This is a genomic window from Bacillus sp. 22446 (assembly GCF_052044955.1).
GTDB lineage: Bacteria > Bacillota > Bacilli > Bacillales > Bacillaceae > Bacillus > Bacillus altitudinis.
On the sequence record NZ_JBQEOD010000001.1, the window covers coordinates 787365 to 804038 of the forward strand.

Here is a 16674-nt window from a genome sequence, read left to right on the forward strand (position 1 = left end):
GTCCAATTCAAAAATTGCACCTATGTGCTATCATACCATGTTTATCAAAAAAATGAAGTGGTTTGTTTAGATCAATTGTTCTAAGTCACTCAGTGTCATGAGGACCTCTCTTGGCTTACTGCCTTTTGCCCCAGAGATCATTCCTTCACGTTCCATCATATCAATCAATCTTGCTGCTCGATTGTAGCCAATTCTAAATCTTCTTTGCAAACTGGATGTACTTGCACTATTTTGCTCGATGGCGAACCGGCATGCGTCCATAAACAATTCATCTTCGTCTGTAATGGCAGAGCCTTGGAGCATCAATTCTTCCTGTTCAAAAAGGAACACAGGTTTGCGCTGTTTTCTCACATGCGCTACCACTTCATCAATCTCTCGATCTGATACAAAGTTCCCTTGTAGTCTTGTCGGTTTGCCAGAGCCATTTTCTAAGAACAGCATGTCTCCTTTTCCGAGAAGCTTTTCAGCACCTGCCATATCAATGATCGTTCTTGAATCCACTTGGCTTGAAACAGAGAAAGCAATTCTTGTTGGGATGTTTGCTTTAATGAGGCCTGTAATGACATCAACAGAAGGTCTTTGCGTCGCAATGAGTAAGTGAATCCCGCATGCTCTTGCTTTTTGGGCAATTCGGCAAATGCTTTCTTCGACTTCATTTGGTGCGACCATCATTAAATCAGCCAGCTCATCAATGACAACGACGAGATATGGCAGTTTTTCACCCATTTGTTTTTCTTTCACCAGTTCGTTAAATCGTTTGATTTCTCTCACACCAGAGTGTGCAAACAGTTCGTAGCGTCTTTCCATTTCATCTACTACCCATTTCAGGGCAGCTGTGGCTGTCTTGGCATCAGTAATAACCGGGCTCACAAGATGCGGAATGTGATTATACGGTGCCAGTTCGACCATTTTAGGGTCGATTAACAGCATTTTCACTTCATCAGGTGAGGCTTTAAACATCAGGCTCACGAGAATGGTATTAATACAGACACTTTTCCCTGAACCTGTTGCTCCGGCAATTAAGCCGTGCGGCATTTTTTGTAAATCAACCACAACGGGCTGACCGGAAATATCCAATCCGAGCGCCGCCGTTAATGGAGATGGATTGTCTCTGAAGGCACTGCTTCTGATCATTTCTCTTAAGAAAACCATTTTACTGTGAAGGTTCGGCACTTCGATTCCAATCGTGTTCTTCCCAGGAATCGGCGCTTCGATTCGAATATCTTTTGCAGACAAACTGAGTTTGATATCATCTGACAGGTTTGTAATTTTGTTCACTTTCACGCCTGGTTCAGGATGCACTTCAAATCTTGTAACAGAAGGACCTTGTGTCACATGAACAACACTTGCTCTGACATTGAAATTTTTCAGTGTGGCATTGAGCAGTTCTGCCCGTTCTTTCACCCATGTTCCGTCCTCTTCTTTTTGTGCTGGCGGAACGTCTAGAAGGGCTAAACTCGGAAATACATATCCTTGTGCATCTGCCGTTTTCTTCTGTCCTTGCACGCGCTGATCACTTTTTAACATCATGACGTTAAAAGGAACGGTGGAGGTTTGACCGCTTGAGCGCTTTGGCTGTGGAGAAGACGGTTTTGGTTCTTCACGTTTTATTTCAGGCGTTTCTTCAGGTGTTTCCTCAAGCTCTTCTGCCATATCCCCGGCGATCTCTGCTTGTCCAGAGTCAGCAAATTCATCTGATGCTTCTTCAACTGGCTTGACTTCATCATCTGTTAATTTTTCTTCCGGCAGGGAATCATCATCTTGCAAATCTTGTATGATCACCGGTTCTTCTTGTTCAAATGCTACCGCTGACACGTCTACTTGACTTTCTTCTATCCGTGCAGCCTCTGCTCTTTCCTCCATAGCCTCTATGTTCTTCTCTTCCAGCACCGCAGTTTCTTCTACCGGGCTTTCTATCTCCATGTCAAGTGCTGGTGATGGGCTTTCAGCTGTTTCAAATGTAAAGCTCTCTTTTTTCTGAGCATCATCTTCAAGCGGAATCATCGGCTCTTCTTGTTCAATGTTGACTGCCTGTTCTTGCTCCATCTCTAGAGGCTCGTTAGATGCTTCAGCTTGCTCCATATGTAAGAATGCTTCCCGATCGTCTTTGGTCTGTGACAAAGCTTGATCTTGATCCTCTTTCTCACTGAAAGGCTCGTCATATAAACGTTCCATCGTTGATTGAACGTGATCTTGATATGCGAGTTCCTCTTGCAAAGTAAGCGGCGTCGTGACAGGTTGCTTCTCTACTTGTTCTTCTGTTTGGGCTGACATCATGTCTTCCATACGTTGTTCTTTTCGTATAGACGGGATGTTCATTTGCTGTCTTACATTCCGTTCACGCTCTGCTTCTTCTGATAACAGTGTGACACGCTGTGACGTTTCTTCTGCCGATTTCATTTTGACAGAAGATGTGTCTTCTTTGGCTGCTGCATGTTTTGGACGCATATCCTGGTGGTAGCCATAGATGGGTGAAGGGATTTGCTCTGGTTTAAAAGGCTTTTTATTGAGATCAGGCTGCACCGTTTGTTTTGGCTGATAGGTCGTCTGCTTTGCCTTTGGCTGACTTGGCCGCGTGCGCCTTCTTTCTTGTTGCTTTGCTGCCTCACGTGCAGGTTCATCTGGAACGAGAGGAAAGCGAAAATTGCCTTTTGGATATTCATAATACACTTTCGTATCTTCAACTTTTTTATATTCTTTATGCTGTTCAACAGCTGGCTGCTTTGGTGCAATCGGACCTGTTTCAGGCCTCTCAGCTTTTTCTTCTTTTTTTTCTTCTCCTAAAAATACACTAAAAAATTTATCTAACCAACTCATCATTTATCACTCACTTTAACTCCCCTTACGTTTTCTTGGGCGATTTTTAGTATACCATTGCTTTTTCATGCAGAAAAGCGAGAAAAGTGCTACGCTTTGCTGTTCATGCTGTCTGTAGATGAAAAAAAGTCACTAAGTACGTACTTAGTGACTTTTGGTATAACACATTCTTCGCTCATTTGTACCCGTTTATGGGAGGTTACGCTTCAAATGGTTCGCCAGCTTGGCGGCTTCCTTCTAGAACAAGGATTCCTTTTTCAGCAGGCGCATTCGGAAGATCTAATTCTTTTGCAGAACAAATCATTCCGCTTGAAGGAACACCTCTTAGTTCAGCATCTTTGATCACCAAACCGCTCGGCATCACAGCACCGACCTTTGCAACCACAACATATTGACCTTGATCAACGTTTGGTGCACCGCACACGATTTGTAAGGTTTCATCGCCAACATCTACTTGGCAAATGTTCAGTTTATCTGCATTCGGATGTTTTTCTTTTTCCTTCACATAACCGACCACAAACTTAGGTGATAGATCAACTGTTAATGTTTCACTGACACCGTTGCGGTTCAAAATTTCATTGATATCTTGAACAAGCGTTTCAGAAAGCGGTACAGATCCGTTTTCTTCAATTTTCATGTAAGTAGATGCATTGAAAATATTAAAACCTGTTGTTTCTTTTGTGTCTTGATTGAAGATTCTTACGACGTCTCCAAACGTTTCATGACCTACTTCTTCTCTTGTTACATCTTTCAATGAAATAAGGAGTGTGTCGCCGACACCTTCTGCATTATAAAAAACGTTCATTCTTCAAAATTCCCTTCTACTGCTGTTTTGGTCTGCTTTTTGCAAGAATAAAGATCGGTTCAAGCTTGCCTTCGTCATATAAAAATGACAAGGCCGTAATCGGAACCGTGCCGCTGGCGAAGAAGCTCATCGACATTTGCCCTAAAATATCATAGCCTGATTCATTGCGTACATCTGCAATGATGAACACATCTTGATGGGGAACGGAAATGGCCATTTGCCCCTCTACTTTTTGCGCGTATTCTTGTAAAATCGATTCATTTAATATTCTGCTTGCATCGTACCCGTCATTTGCACGGAAGAAATAAAAACGGTTGCCCGCCACTTCATCCATTTTCACGACAGTCTTTAGTGAACGGACGTTAAAACTTGCGGTTTCTCTGATTCGTTCTTTTGTCCAGTTTTCCTTTTGCAGCATCTTCTCGTCAATTAATCTGTAGGTGCTTCCAAGGTCAAGTGCATAGTAGATTCTTGTCTCTGCTGTATGCTCATCAAAAACGAGTGGAATCTCATCACTTGATGTTTCTGGAAAGGACGTTGAACGAATGACCGGATAAATGTGCTTCTCTTTGCCTGAGATGTGCTGCGCTTCACCTTTCATAGCGCTGAGCGCCTCTTTCACATAATAAACGATCTCATCCAGTGTTTCATCAGGCTTTACTTCCCACTTTGCAATAATCGGCGGGAGCTCAAGCGTGATGCCCTTTCCTGTATGTTTATCTTCCACACGAAGCGTATCTTTTTCCCTGTCAAACTGGTGGGTCCAGCTGTCGTTCGTCAGACGGCTTTTCAATTGATTGGCAAGCTGTCTTGATGTCATTTTCGCCATGATAAGACTCTCCTTTCGTTATTTAGAAAGAGAATCTGTTAAAAATGCTTCAATCTCTTCCTTTGTCTTACGATCTTTGCTGACAAAACGGTTGATCTCTTGTCCGTTTTTAAAGACTAAAAAGCTTGGAATTCCGTAAATTTCCCACTCTGCACAAGTGTCGATGAACTGATCTCTATCCACATAGAAGTATTCAAATTCTGGATAGTTTGCTTCAAGCTCTGGCAAAAACGGCTCAATAAATGTGCAGTCCGGGCACCAGTCAGCTGAAAATAGTAATACGGTTAAGTCTTCTTGAATCACTTTTTGTAATTCTTCGTTTGATTCAATTTTTTTCATGTTTGATTCCTCCAGTTTGTATACTTAAATCTCCGAATTGTATATAGCCTTTCTTTCTCATCCATTCTGATACTACCAAACTAATCACTGCCGGGCCAACGATATGCAAGAGAGCAATTGCGAGGAAAACGGAAGGATGAAATCCCATGACTGTGAGAGTCATGAGCTGGCCGACAAGACCGCTCGTTCCCATACCCGCTCCTGCCGCATTATTGACCATCCCAAAGCCAATGATACCAATTGGCGCAAGAATCAGTCCTGCAATCGTCGGCGGAATGAGAATGAGTGGATTTTTCACAATGTTCGGCAGCTGTAGTTTTGATGTTCCAATGCCTACCGCAGCAAGACCACCAAAACGATTTTCTCTAAATCCTGCAGCAGCAAAGCCGACCATCTGCGCACAGCAACCAATCGTTGCCGCACCAGCAGCAAGACCGCTTAAATCAAGCATCAGCGCAAGCGCAGCGCTTGAAATCGGTGAGCTAAGAGCAAGTCCAACAATGGTTGCAACCAGCATGCCCATGATGAGTGGACTTTGGTCAGTCCCCCATACGATCAGCCTGCCGAGCCCTGTCATCACCGCCTGAATCCCAGGGCCGATGAAAGCAGCGGTGAGAAAACCTGTGATAATGGTCACAAGCGGCGTTAAAATAATATCAATTCTTGTCTCACCACTGATCAGTTTGCCTAATTCCACACCAATGAGAGCAGCCACGAAGCTTCCAGCAGGTCCCCCAAGCTCTGCTCCAGCGGCACCTGAAACAACACTTGCGAAAATAATTAAAGGAGAAGCGTTTAAGCGATAAGCAACCGCTACGCCAATTGCTGGTCCCATTAGCCCCATAGCGAGCGTTCCCATTTCCACGATGAGAGGAAATGATAACAGGCCGCCTGCTGTTTTTAAAATCAGCCCTACCACTAATGTAGCAAATAGACCTAAAGCCATATAAGAGAGTGCATCAATAAAATACACCTTTGGCGAAAGGGAAATACCCTTTCTTTTTAAATAAGTCATCAACGTCGTCTTCCTGCTTTCTCATAGGAAAGACGAAGAGGCCTGTCCTTCCCATTATATGTAGTCTTCTTACGATGAAAAATAGTCTCTACCATGAATATCATAATCATATTTTTTTTGCTTTATCAAGCACTTCTTGTGTAACATGAAAAGAAACAGGGCAAACCTTTACTAAGTTTGTGCACAAGGAGGAGATTGTTATGCAATTAACGGTTTATTTAGCTGGAGAAATTCATAGCCAATGGCGCGATGAGATTAAGGAAAAAAGCCAGTCTTTGAAACTGCCAGTGACGTTTGTTGGTCCAATGGAGAATCATGAGCGATCAGATAACATCGGAGAAGATATTTTAGGCGGGCAGCCAAATGCCATCTTGAAAGACGATGCGGCTTCTGATTTGAACAATTTCCGCACCGAACTATTATTAAATAAGGCAGACGTTGTCATCGCCCGCTTTGGTGAGAAATATAAACAGTGGAACACGGCAATGGATGCTTCTTCTGCCATCGCCAAAGGAAAACCCCTTATTTTGATTCGTCCTAAAGAATTACATCATCCCCTAAAGGAACTATCAAACAAAGCAAATATCACTGTCGAAACAGTGAATCAAGCAATTAAGGCGTTGTCATACGTATTTGAACAGGAATAAGAAAAAGGCTGTGCTCTTAAAAGAGGCAGCCTTTTTCTTATCATTTACACTTGTTGATAAATCGAATCCACCGTGCTTTGATCACAATTTTTCACAAGACGAACAATTAATTCTTTTGCCGCTGCATAATCGTCCACATGCAAGACAGAGTGACTTGTATGAATGTAACGCGCACATACACCAATAACAGCAGACGGTACACCTTGATTTGAGATATGAACACGTCCAGCATCCGTACCGCCCGGCGATACGAAATATTGATATGGAATATTGTTTGTTTCGGCTGTATCGAGGACAAATTCTCTCATGCCTCGGTGCGTAATCATCGTGCGATCATAAATACGAAGAAGTGCACCTTTTCCAAGCTGGCCAAATTGTGATTTGTCTCCCGTCACATCATTTGCAGGACTCGCATCTAGAGCAAAGAACAGATCCGGCTGAATCATATTCGCAGCTACCTCAGCCCCTCTGAGCCCTACCTCCTCTTGTACGGTTGCACCTGAATACAATTGACATGAGAGGGTTTCGTCTTTTAATTCTTTCAATAATTCAATGGCAAGTCCGCACCCATAGCGGTTATCCCAAGCTTTGGCTAAAATCTTTTTCGGATTGGCCATTGGGGTAAAGACCGTTGCAGGAACGATTTGCTGCCCTGGGCGAACGCCAAGTTCTTTCGCTTCTTCTTCACTGTCTGCACCAATATCAATGAGCATATCTGACGGTTTTACTGGTTTGCTTTTTTGTTCTGGTGTCAGAAGGTGCGGAGGTGTGCTCGATACAACTCCCGGAATTGGCCCGTGATCCGTATGAACATCCACGCGCTGCGCAAGCATCACTTGACTCCACCAGCCGCCAAGTGTTTGAAAACGAATCATTCCATTTTTCGTAATGGATGACACCATAAAGCCGACTTCATCCATATGACCAGCCACCATAATCTTAGGTGCGTTCTCTGGACCTTTGCGGACACCAAACACTCCGCCAAGACGATCCTGTATGAGTTCATCGGAATATTTCTCAAGTTCCTTTTTCATAAAAGCACGCACATGGTGCTCATTACCTGGAGTCCCCTGTAATTCTGTTAAATTTCGGAAAAGCGACATTGTTTCTTCGTTCATTTGACAGTTACCCTCATTTCTATGTAATGACCATATAAATTCCTATAAAAATAACACTCACTTTATACTATAAGAATTCTTTCGGTTTTCCAAGTATCTCTCCAGAAATTTTGAATATGCTTTCAAGTATTCGGATTTCTTAACATCGCTGGACAAGTTTTGTATAATGGAAAAAACAGCAATACGGAGGTGCAGCACGTTGAAGTTAAAACATGTTCTGATTGGTGCGAGTATAGGCGTAGCCGCTGCAATTGTTGCAAAGAAAGTCTTTTTCCCTACGTATATCTCGTCTGAAAAAGCGTTAAAAATTGTGAAATCTGCTTTTAAACAGCGCGGCCCGATTGATGGCTCTTGGATTTATACTGTACCAGAACCGTATACCGTAAATGGTGAAACGATTGATGTGTACAAATCTGGCATTACACGCTCCGCCTTTGGCGAGCTTGAACAGTATGAAGTCATGATTGATGCAAAAACAGGCATGATCGTTGATGTCATTGATTCTGTTGCTTAATAAGAAAGCTTCGCAAAGACAAGTCCTTGCGAAGCTTTTTTTAGATGGCTTTGATTTTTTTGTATACAGGGTGCCACATGGCGTCTTGCACAGCCTGAATGAGATCATCAGGGGTTTCTTCCGCAATTCCTTCGTCAATCGCTGCTTGTGCCACACGGACAGCCACTGTCGCTGAAACTGTTCTGAGCTGATCAACACTTGGAAGCATCGCAGCACCCGGTTTTCCGACATTGACCATGCTCGCAATCGCTTCAGCACTCGCAACAAACATGCTGTCTGTCATGAGGCGGGCTTTACACACAATCGTTCCAAGACCAAGGCCTGGAAACACAAGGGCATTGTTTGCCTGCCCAATTTCATATGTCACACCGCCATATTCAACTGGATCAAACGGGCTTCCCGTTGTGACAAGCGCACGTCCTTCTGTCCACTCAATGAGATCTTCCGGCTTTGCCTCTGAAAGAGGTGTTGGGTTAGACATCGGTAAAATCGCTGGCCGCTCTACATGTGACGCCATTTCTTTCACTATTTCCTCTGTAAATGCCCCACCTACAGTTGAGGTACCAATTAAGATCGTAGGTTTCGCCTGCTTCACGACCTCTAACAAATCAATTGAATGCTTTGGACCATTACGTGCATAGTCCTTCACTTCATCAGAACGTCTTGCATACGGCTTTTGGAATGGCTGAATGTCAGGTGAATCATCTGTGAGCAGTCCCGTTTTATCAATACACCAGAAATGATCATATGATTCCTCTTCTTTGACACCATCTCGCACGATGGCATCACGAATTTGCTCGGCTATACCAATCCCTGCTGTGCCTGCTCCAAAGATCACGATTCGGTGATCTTTCAGCGGAACCTTCGATGCTTTTGCACAAGCCAGAACGGCAGCAAGTGAGACGGCTCCAGTTCCTTGAATATCATCATTAAACGTACAAATACGGTCCTTATATTTTTCCAAAATGGCGCGCGCATTTTTTGTACCGAAGTCTTCCCAGTGAAGAAGTGCATTTGGAAAAGTCGCACGGGCAAGCTCAACATATTGATCAATAAACTGATCATAGCGCTCTCCTCGAACGCGGGAGTGCTGATTTCCCACATAAAGCGGATCATTTAAAAGGCTTTCCTGGTTGGTCCCAGCATCAAGCACCACTGCCAGCACACGGCTAGGATCAATACCTGCTGCGGCTGTATAAACAGCCAGCTTCCCGACTGAAATGGCAATTCCGCCAACACCCCAGTCGCCGATGCCTAAAATTCCTTCTGCATCTGTTGCGACAATGAGATCAATTGATTCATCCACTCCGTAAGATGCAAAAATTTCTTCCATTCCTTCTAGGTCATCAATGGATAAATAAATTCCTCTTGGCTTTCTATACTCGTGGCTGTAACGCTGAATCGCTGTTCCTACGGTCGGTGTGTAAACAATCGGCAGCATTTCTGCCAAATGCTCATTTAATAATTTATAAAAGAGCACTTCATTTCTGTCATGAAGCGCAGTTAAATAGACATTTTTCCCAAGTGCGTCTGGCTGTGCTTTGAACTGTTCATATGCACGCTTTGCTTGATCTTCTAGTGTTAACACCTTCGGCGGCAGAAATCCTTTTAACCCAAGCTCTTCCCGCTCTTCCTTTGTAAATGCGACTCCTTTGTTTAAATAAGGGACAGACATGACTTCGATCCCTCTTAACGGTGTCTCGATGACATCACCATGTACACGATAAAATTGATTCACCTGCACTCTTCCTTTCACAAGTTCATTTTGTCGTTATTTTGTGTGAAAGGCGAAAAAACATACAGATGATCTTTTATCTTCCGGTTTCTCTTTTGACCTCATGGGTCATTGCCCCGTCTTCATCCCACTTTACAGCACGGTAGATGGCATCATGATAAAACAAGTACCATGCATTGTTTTCTTCGGCGAATGCCTGCCATTTTTGCTTCGCTGGGATCGAGGTCATTGGATAATCATCGTATGCCAAGACCCAAAGCGGGTTTTTATGAGCGTGTGTCGGCATGATATCCGCTAAATGAATAGCTGTTTCTCCCTGACTTGTGAGCGTTAAGATGCTATGCCCATCGCTATGTCCACCTGTATGATGCAGGCGAATGCCTTCTGTTACTTCAATGCTATCTTCAAATGTCATGACTTGATCGGCAACAGGCTCCCAGTTTTCTTTCCAATATGTATTTCTTGAGCGGATGTTCGGTGCTCTCATTTCGTCCCATTCAATTTTGGACGTGATGATTTTTGCCTGTTGAAAAACAGACACGAGCTTATCGTCTTCACGTTTTGTCAGCCCGCTTGCATGATCAAAATGCAAATGAGTCATTAAGACGTAATCTATATCAGATAGGCGCAAACCGAGAGCCGCAAGTGATTCTTCTATTTTCGTTTCCTCTGTGACGCCATAATTGCGTTTTTGTTTCTCTGTCAGCTTCCCTGACCCGATGCCGGAATCTACTAACAGATGAAGACCGTTCGACCGTATGAGTATTGGATCACACCGTAATTCAATTTGATTTCGATCATTCACAGGGTATTTTTTTGACCATAATGGCTTTGGCACCACGCCAAACATGGCACCGCCATCCATGTGTGTATCTCCCCCATTTAACCAGAACAGTTCCATTTCACCTATTTTCATTGTCTCCATTGCTGTCATCCCTCCTTTTTCTATCGTAGCAAATACAAAGGAAAATCGCATGTGCTAATCTTTTTATCAAAAAAAGGCTGACCGCAATCGTTCGTTGCAGCCAGCTTTGTTCGCTTGTTATTCAGGGAATTTTACTTCTGATCGATAGATCGGTTGTCCCATGGAAGAGAATTTCTCTTCATATTCTGTCATGACATTTCCTTCGAGACCATCCTCATGTAAATCAAGGCTCACATACGTTAAAAGGAGTCCGTAAGACGAAAAGCTTTTCAAGGAATATTCAAATAGTCCGCGGTTATCGGTTTTGAAATGTAATTCACCGCCTGGACGGAGGATCTGTTCATATCGCTTTAAAAAGGCTTTAAACGTCAACCTACGTTTTTCATGCCTTGATTTTGGCCACGGATCAGAGAAGTTTAAATACACCCGGTCAATCTCATTTTCCGCAAAGACATCTGTCAGTGTCTCTGCGTTGATGTTTAGAAGCTTTACGTTTTCTACATCTGTTTCTTTGATTTTATCGACTGCCGTCACAATGACACTTTTAAATAATTCAATGCCGATATAGTTTATCTCAGGATGAAGCTTGCCCATTCCGGCAATAAAGCTCCCTTTTCCTGTACCGACTTCGATATGGATTGGATGATCATTTTCAAACAGCTCATGCCATTTCCCTTTGTATTGTTCAGGGTTGGCTAAAGCAATATGAGCATTTTCAGCTAAGTAATCATCCGCCCACGGTTTATGTCGCATTCTCAATTTGATACACCTCTATTTTCTTTACATTTTATCAAGATACCATGAAACATAAAGAGCCGCAAGACAGCATCTTATCCGCACATATGAAAAAGACCAGCTGCTAATTGGGCTGGTCTGCTTCATGTATAAAATCAAAGCTGAATGCACAGTTTAACCACATAAATGACACGCCTTGAAAGGAGCATACGTATGGGATTAAACCGCCAACATCAGCTTCAATTAATCAAAGATATTTTAACTGATCACCAGCTGGATTGCTGCGGGACTGTTGCAGAATATGAACAGGTGGGACGCGTGATTCAGTTAATGCTGGCAAAAGAAGATTTGGATGCTGACGTTCGTCAGCTATTAACAGATATTTATGATTACAGCCAAAAAGGCACCTCTGTCAGTTCAATTGATGCACATATCGAAGCGCATCAATCGCATCTATCTAACTGGGTCGAGAACATTCCACTGTCTTAATGGATGTTTAACCGTTTTAAGAGTGCATGTAGCTCGGCTTGCACTTCTTTTTGCGCTTTTTCATTTCCTTTTCTTTTATGCCAAACGACAAACGAGACGGTTTCAGCCAGCACATACCATGCCATGCGTTTTCGCAAGTTGTCGGTCAGCGGAGCACCATACATAGAGAGCCAGCTTTCCCAGTTCTCTTCTTCAACATAATGGTATAAGAGCGGTCCAAGATCAATCGCTGGATCCGCAATCATTGCCCCGTCCCAATCAATTAAATAGAGCTGGTTTTCATCTGTCAGCAGCCAATTATTATGGTTGAGGTCACAATGGCATACGACCTTATCCTCGAAATGAACTGCCTCCACATGTTTCTCTAAATACTGGATGGCACGCGTGATATCATGTGAGTCAATCTGCTCTTTTAAGATCGATGCCTTGAGATGCATCAAGATCGATGCCGGGTCAAGCGAGTGCTTTTCTAATCGTTTCAGCATATCGAGCAGCTCTTTTGATGTATGAATTTTTCTTAGCTGCTCCGCTACAGGACGGTCATTCATGTCCTTTGGCTTCAGCTCTCTGCCGCTCAGCCAGTGCTGTGCAGTGATGACATCCCCATTTTCCATCCGTTTTGTCCAGACAAGCTTCGGCACAATGCCTTCAGCTGACAAAACCGCAAGAAACGGTGACGTATTGCGTTTTAAAAATAGCTTTTGGTCATTGTGTGTTGCGAAGTACGCATCTCCCGTAGCGCCTCCAGCAGGAGAGATGTGCCATTCGCTACCTAATATTTGTCCCAACCAGTTCATATCAATTTTCAACCCATCATTTCTTAAAATATTTTAAATCATGCTTTTTTAGTCGACAAAATTCAGCCGATTGAGATCAATTGGCTGTTTATTTTTTATTTATATGATCATAAAAACAAAAAGGACAGCTATTGAGAATGAGATGCTAAACAATAGCCGTCCTATAGATTTTATCGCTACCTTCTTATACTCGTCAAGCAAAACTAGAAAATCAGGACAAGAACCTTATGAAAAGGGAAGTCTTTTTTCATGTTTCTTTTGCTCGTGCGCACACTGGCTGCTTCTTAGCCACGTAATTTTAACGATCGCTCACTAGCCTTAACAAACACTGGAGTGGCGCCAATCACTTCTCCATCGGCATGAAATAGGATTTTTTCATCTGCCTCCAAGTAGGCTTCTTCATGCTGAAAAAGGGTGACTCCCTCCATTACAAGGTGCTTTTTAAAAACCATTGCACTTAAAAATAAGAGGACTTTCAATGGATTCAAATCCGTGACAACGATTGTTTGAAATCCTGATTGCCTCGCACTCGCTTCCGGCGCTGCTTCCAGCCCGCCCCCATAATAAGGGTGATTACATACGATCACAAACCACACTTGGCGAAATACTTTTCTCTCATTTTCAATAAAAAGAGCAAGGTCAAACGGTTTGAAAGACCATAACGAATGTAGAAAGGACAGCGGATAGATGATAAACCCGAGTTTGAGTCGGTTTAGCCACTTTTTCCCTCTAAAATGTACCGTTCTCTTCAAGACATGCGCATCAAACCCAACACCAATATGATTGAGAAAAAGAACAGATTGCGGACTTTCTGCATGATCTTGAAAGGAACCGAGAGAAAATGTTTTCGTCAGCATCCTCTTTTGTTTTCTCACTTCTTTGATCACATCATGACGCTGGATGCCCAGCCCCTTCGCAGCATCATTCCAATGACCTGCTGGGACAAAGCTTAGCTGCACATGATCGATTTCTTTTAAACCATTTAGCACTTCATGAATTGTGCCGTCACCGCCAATGACGATCAACCGTTTCAATCTGTCGTCTTGCATAGCGCTAATCTGTCTCGCCAAAACTTCGGCATGTCCTTCATGCTGGGTAAGAAACGATCTGTAGGAGATCTCTACCTTTTGTAATTCTTTCTCTATGCTTCTCCAAGTGCGGAGTCCTTTTCCTTGTCCTGCTGCTGGATTGACGATAAAGTACCATTCATTCATATATTAGCTCCACTCAGGTCTCATTTTTTGGTGACCTTGATATGCCTTTAATCGAGCCATTCCTGCCTTCTCTTGCTGTCTGATTCACCATAAGCGAGCAATGCCTTTGTCGCTTTGAATTGCTGGTGCTTTGTCGGCGCGGTGTTTTTCCGCTGCTTTTCAAACCAATCCTCCGCTTTCTTCTTATCGACAACCTCCATCCCGAATGGAACTTCGGGCAAGTCAATATACGAGGTGCGGCTGATGAGGATTTTTTTCACAGGAAGCTCTACACCACTTTGCTGTAAAATTTTTGACACAACAGTTCCAGAGCGAAGAAGGCTTGCGCAAGGGTTCAAGACGGATTGAACAGCTTTTCCAGTCGCCCGTTTTTCCCAAAAACGTTCCTTCGATCCAATATATACGCTGTCTGGCTCTGCTTCTAAGAAAGATAAACAGATGACTTCAAGCGGCGTAATGAGCACTGGACACAATTCCATCTCAGCTTTTTGAATGAGCAGCACCGGCTTGTACATCACAAAATAAGAATCTGGCAGCTGCCTTGCAAGCATCCGCAGCTTTTCATCATATCGAATGTGGTGAGAGACAGTTGAAATATGAGAGATCGTCGAGCTGGCCCATTTTAACTGAACATCGTAAAGATGATCCTTAAAAAAGTGAATCAGCTTCGTTTCATCGGTAGGAACGTTTGTAAAAACACCTTGTTCTATATCTGTTGGCTCGTTAAAAAGACTCAGGTCACGTTCCTTTTTCATATCGGCTTCTTTTTGCTTTCTTTTTAAGGAGAATTTCTTTCTCTTTTCTTCCTCTTGCTCAGGTGCTTGCTCGGTGGCTTGGTCAGCCTGCTTTTGCACCTGCTCTTTGGAAGCCTTTTTTAACTCGTCCCATCTTTGTTTTTTCAACCGAATAAACTGATTGATGTAATGATGCGGGTCTTGTTCATATCGTGATATATAATCTTGGATTTTAATAATTTGCGCCATCTGCTGCTCACTCCAACCTCTAGAATCATTTATGTAGTGTAAATTGTTTGATCGCGTGATAACGTGGGGTTTCTTTTAGACGAATTTCAAATAAAGCGATACTAGAAACCTCCATCGAATATGGTTCTTTCCGTAAGGGCGCTTGTTCTATATAGGACTGTTCTCTATTCCATTTGCGCGCAATCGTCATATGTGGATGAAAGGGTCTCTTTTCGACAGGATGACCTGCTGTCAAAACGGCTGCTTTCACCTTTTCTCTTAAATCCATCAAAGGCTTACTTTCACTAGGCTTTGCAAAAAAAACTCTCGGCCGCTCCTTTTGACCAAATACCCCTATCTCATTCAGCTTCAGCGGGAAAGCAGACACCTCATGAGACAGCTGTGCAAGTAGCTCAGATATCTTATTTAAACGGTCTTCTGGAATCGCGCCTAAAAACACAAGGGTGACATGATAATCAATGGGCGCTGTCCATTTTTGAAAGGAAAGTCCGCTCCTCTTGTCTATATCCGCTTTCATTTGATACGCGAGTTGTTCAGGGATTGGAATCCCGATAAAATAATGACGGCTTTCAGTCATATCTTCACCTGTCCTTTTTAACAAACTTTACGAATCCCCATTGATGATAGTATAACTAAAGTAATGCGGAATGAGAAGAAAGGGTGTCACATGATGAAGGTTGCACAAAATATAGCTGAATTAATAGGTCATACACCACTTGTAAAATTACAGCGCCTTCAGCCAGAACATGGCGCTGCTGTTTATTTAAAACTGGAATCATTTAATCCTAGCGGAAGTGTAAAAGATCGGGCTGCTTACAATATGATCCTTGAGGCAGAAAAACAAGGAAAGCTCACAAAAGGGGCAACGATTATTGAACCAACAAGCGGGAATACAGGAATTGGCTTAGCGATGAACGCTGCTGCAAGAGGCTACAAAGCCATTCTGATCATGCCTGATACGATGACCCAAGAAAGAATCAATATTTTAAAGGCATACGGCGCACAGGTCGTTTTAACCCCGGGGGAGGAAAAAATGCCAGGCTGTATTCGCAAGGCAGAAGAATTAGCTGCTCAAATTCCTAATAGCTTTATTCCCATGCAATTTGACAATGGTGCGAACCCCGATGCTCATAGAGGGACAACGGCTGTAGAAATTATTGATGCAGTGCAACAGATTGGGCAGCCGCTTGCCGCTTTTGTCGCCACTGCTGGAACGGGCGGAACCATTACAGGCACTGGAGAGGAACTAAAGAAAGCATTCCCGGAATTGACGATACGTGTGGCAGAGCCAAAGGGGTCTCCTGTTTTATCAGGCGGGAAACCTGGCAAACATAAGCTTGTTGGCACAAGTCCAGGATTTATCCCACAAATTTTAAACGAACAGGTGTATGATGAGATTGTGCAAGTGAGTGATGAAGATGCTTACGGCATCACACGAAAGCTCGCCCGTCTTGAAGGTATTTTAGTCGGTCCATCATCTGGTGCGGCATGCTATGCAGCCATTGAAGCAGCCAAGCAAATGCCAAAGGATCACATTGTCATTTGTATGACAGCAGACACGGGTGAACGTTATTTATCAAGTGATGTGTTTCAAGATTAAAAAAGGAACAGGGCGTATGCTCCTGTTCCTTTTCCTTTCAAATTGTTGACAAAGGGCTAAAATGAACTTGATTTTAGCCCTTTGTCTTCTTTTCAGCGTGATAGAAAACCTT

17 protein-coding genes are annotated in these 16674 nt (G+C 43.2%); 4 read left to right on the forward strand and 13 right to left on the reverse strand.

What is annotated here, in order from left to right; genetic code table 11:
* Window positions 1-66: 66 nt before the first annotated feature.
* From ACTJJD_RS04145 to ACTJJD_RS04165, 5 genes are all read right to left on the reverse strand, one after another.
* Window positions 67-2820: a DNA translocase FtsK gene (locus ACTJJD_RS04145; RefSeq protein ID WP_440608130.1), complete on the reverse strand. Its 2754-nt coding sequence runs from the start codon at window positions 2818-2820 to the stop codon at window positions 67-69.
* Between the two features lie 196 nt (window positions 2821-3016).
* Complete coding sequence (ytpR, locus tag ACTJJD_RS04150; protein WP_007501813.1) at window positions 3017-3622, reverse strand: YtpR family tRNA-binding protein; 606 nt, start codon at window positions 3620-3622, stop codon at window positions 3017-3019.
* A gap of 16 nt (window positions 3623-3638) precedes the next feature.
* On the reverse strand, window positions 3639-4451 hold the full coding sequence (locus tag ACTJJD_RS04155; protein ID WP_008343044.1) for a DUF1444 domain-containing protein: 813 nt from the start codon (window positions 4449-4451) through the stop codon (window positions 3639-3641).
* An 18-nt stretch (window positions 4452-4469) separates the two neighbouring features.
* Window positions 4470-4790: a thioredoxin family protein gene (locus tag ACTJJD_RS04160; protein WP_003217665.1), complete on the reverse strand. Its 321-nt coding sequence runs from the start codon at window positions 4788-4790 to the stop codon at window positions 4470-4472.
* Window positions 4777-5805: a PTS transporter subunit IIC gene (locus ACTJJD_RS04165; RefSeq protein ID WP_019743715.1), complete on the reverse strand. Its 1029-nt coding sequence runs from the start codon at window positions 5803-5805 to the stop codon at window positions 4777-4779. The genes ACTJJD_RS04160 and ACTJJD_RS04165 overlap by 14 nt, the downstream gene beginning before the upstream one ends.
* Before the next feature lie 200 nt (window positions 5806-6005).
* Between ACTJJD_RS04165 and ACTJJD_RS04170 the strand changes: the two genes are divergently transcribed.
* Window positions 6006-6452 (forward strand): YtoQ family protein, encoded by a 447-nt coding sequence (locus ACTJJD_RS04170; RefSeq protein WP_041507650.1) that lies wholly within the window; start codon window positions 6006-6008, stop codon window positions 6450-6452.
* Window positions 6453-6496: 44 nt separating this feature from the next.
* Here the strand turns inward: ACTJJD_RS04170 and ACTJJD_RS04175 are convergent, their stop codons facing one another.
* A complete protein-coding gene (locus ACTJJD_RS04175) occupies window positions 6497-7570 on the reverse strand; it encodes a M42 family metallopeptidase (RefSeq protein WP_008343043.1) in 1074 nt (357 codons plus the stop codon).
* 199 nt (window positions 7571-7769) lie between these two features.
* Here ACTJJD_RS04175 and ACTJJD_RS04180 point away from each other — a divergent pair, with 199 nt between their 5' ends.
* A complete protein-coding gene (locus ACTJJD_RS04180; protein WP_003217759.1) occupies window positions 7770-8084 on the forward strand; it encodes a PepSY domain-containing protein in 315 nt (104 codons plus the stop codon).
* A gap of 40 nt (window positions 8085-8124) precedes the next feature.
* Here ACTJJD_RS04180 and ACTJJD_RS04185 read toward each other — a convergent pair whose 3' ends face one another.
* The 3 genes from ACTJJD_RS04185 to trmB all read right to left on the reverse strand — a co-directional run bounded on the left by ACTJJD_RS04185 (window position 8125) and on the right by trmB (window position 11503).
* Window positions 8125-9822, reverse strand: a complete 1698-nt coding sequence (locus ACTJJD_RS04185; protein WP_035391093.1) for an NAD-dependent malic enzyme — start codon at window positions 9820-9822, stop codon at window positions 8125-8127.
* Window positions 9823-9895: 73 nt separating this feature from the next.
* Complete coding sequence (locus tag ACTJJD_RS04190; protein ID WP_440608131.1) at window positions 9896-10744, reverse strand: YtnP family quorum-quenching lactonase; 849 nt, start codon at window positions 10742-10744, stop codon at window positions 9896-9898.
* 117 nt (window positions 10745-10861) lie between these two features.
* A complete protein-coding gene (gene trmB / locus ACTJJD_RS04195) occupies window positions 10862-11503 on the reverse strand; it encodes a tRNA (guanosine(46)-N7)-methyltransferase TrmB (RefSeq protein ID WP_007501825.1) in 642 nt (213 codons plus the stop codon).
* Window positions 11504-11692: 189 nt separating this feature from the next.
* Between trmB and ACTJJD_RS04200 the strand changes: the two genes are divergently transcribed.
* Window positions 11693-11968: a YtzH-like family protein gene (locus tag ACTJJD_RS04200; RefSeq protein ID WP_017358323.1), complete on the forward strand. Its 276-nt coding sequence runs from the start codon at window positions 11693-11695 to the stop codon at window positions 11966-11968.
* Here ACTJJD_RS04200 and ACTJJD_RS04205 read toward each other — a convergent pair.
* From ACTJJD_RS04205 to thpR, 4 genes are all read right to left on the reverse strand, one after another.
* Entirely contained in the window at window positions 11965-12765 is an 801-nt protein-coding gene (locus tag ACTJJD_RS04205) for a phosphotransferase family protein (RefSeq protein ID WP_025207816.1), read from the reverse strand. The two genes, ACTJJD_RS04200 and ACTJJD_RS04205, sit on opposite strands and share 4 nt — an antisense overlap.
* A 284-nt stretch (window positions 12766-13049) precedes the next feature.
* Window positions 13050-13979: a YegS/Rv2252/BmrU family lipid kinase gene (locus ACTJJD_RS04210; RefSeq protein ID WP_440608132.1), complete on the reverse strand. Its 930-nt coding sequence runs from the start codon at window positions 13977-13979 to the stop codon at window positions 13050-13052.
* 47 nt (window positions 13980-14026) lie between these two features.
* Window positions 14027-14962, reverse strand: a complete 936-nt coding sequence (locus ACTJJD_RS04215; RefSeq protein WP_008343036.1) for a hypothetical protein — start codon at window positions 14960-14962, stop codon at window positions 14027-14029.
* 25 nt (window positions 14963-14987) lie between these two features.
* Complete coding sequence (thpR, locus tag ACTJJD_RS04220; protein ID WP_440608137.1) at window positions 14988-15539, reverse strand: RNA 2',3'-cyclic phosphodiesterase; 552 nt, start codon at window positions 15537-15539, stop codon at window positions 14988-14990.
* Between the two features lie 93 nt (window positions 15540-15632).
* On the opposite strand from thpR, the gene cysK reads away from it, so the two are divergent.
* On the forward strand, window positions 15633-16562 hold the full coding sequence (cysK, locus tag ACTJJD_RS04225; protein ID WP_440608133.1) for a cysteine synthase A: 930 nt from the start codon (window positions 15633-15635) through the stop codon (window positions 16560-16562).
* Window positions 16563-16674: the final 112 nt, after the last annotated feature.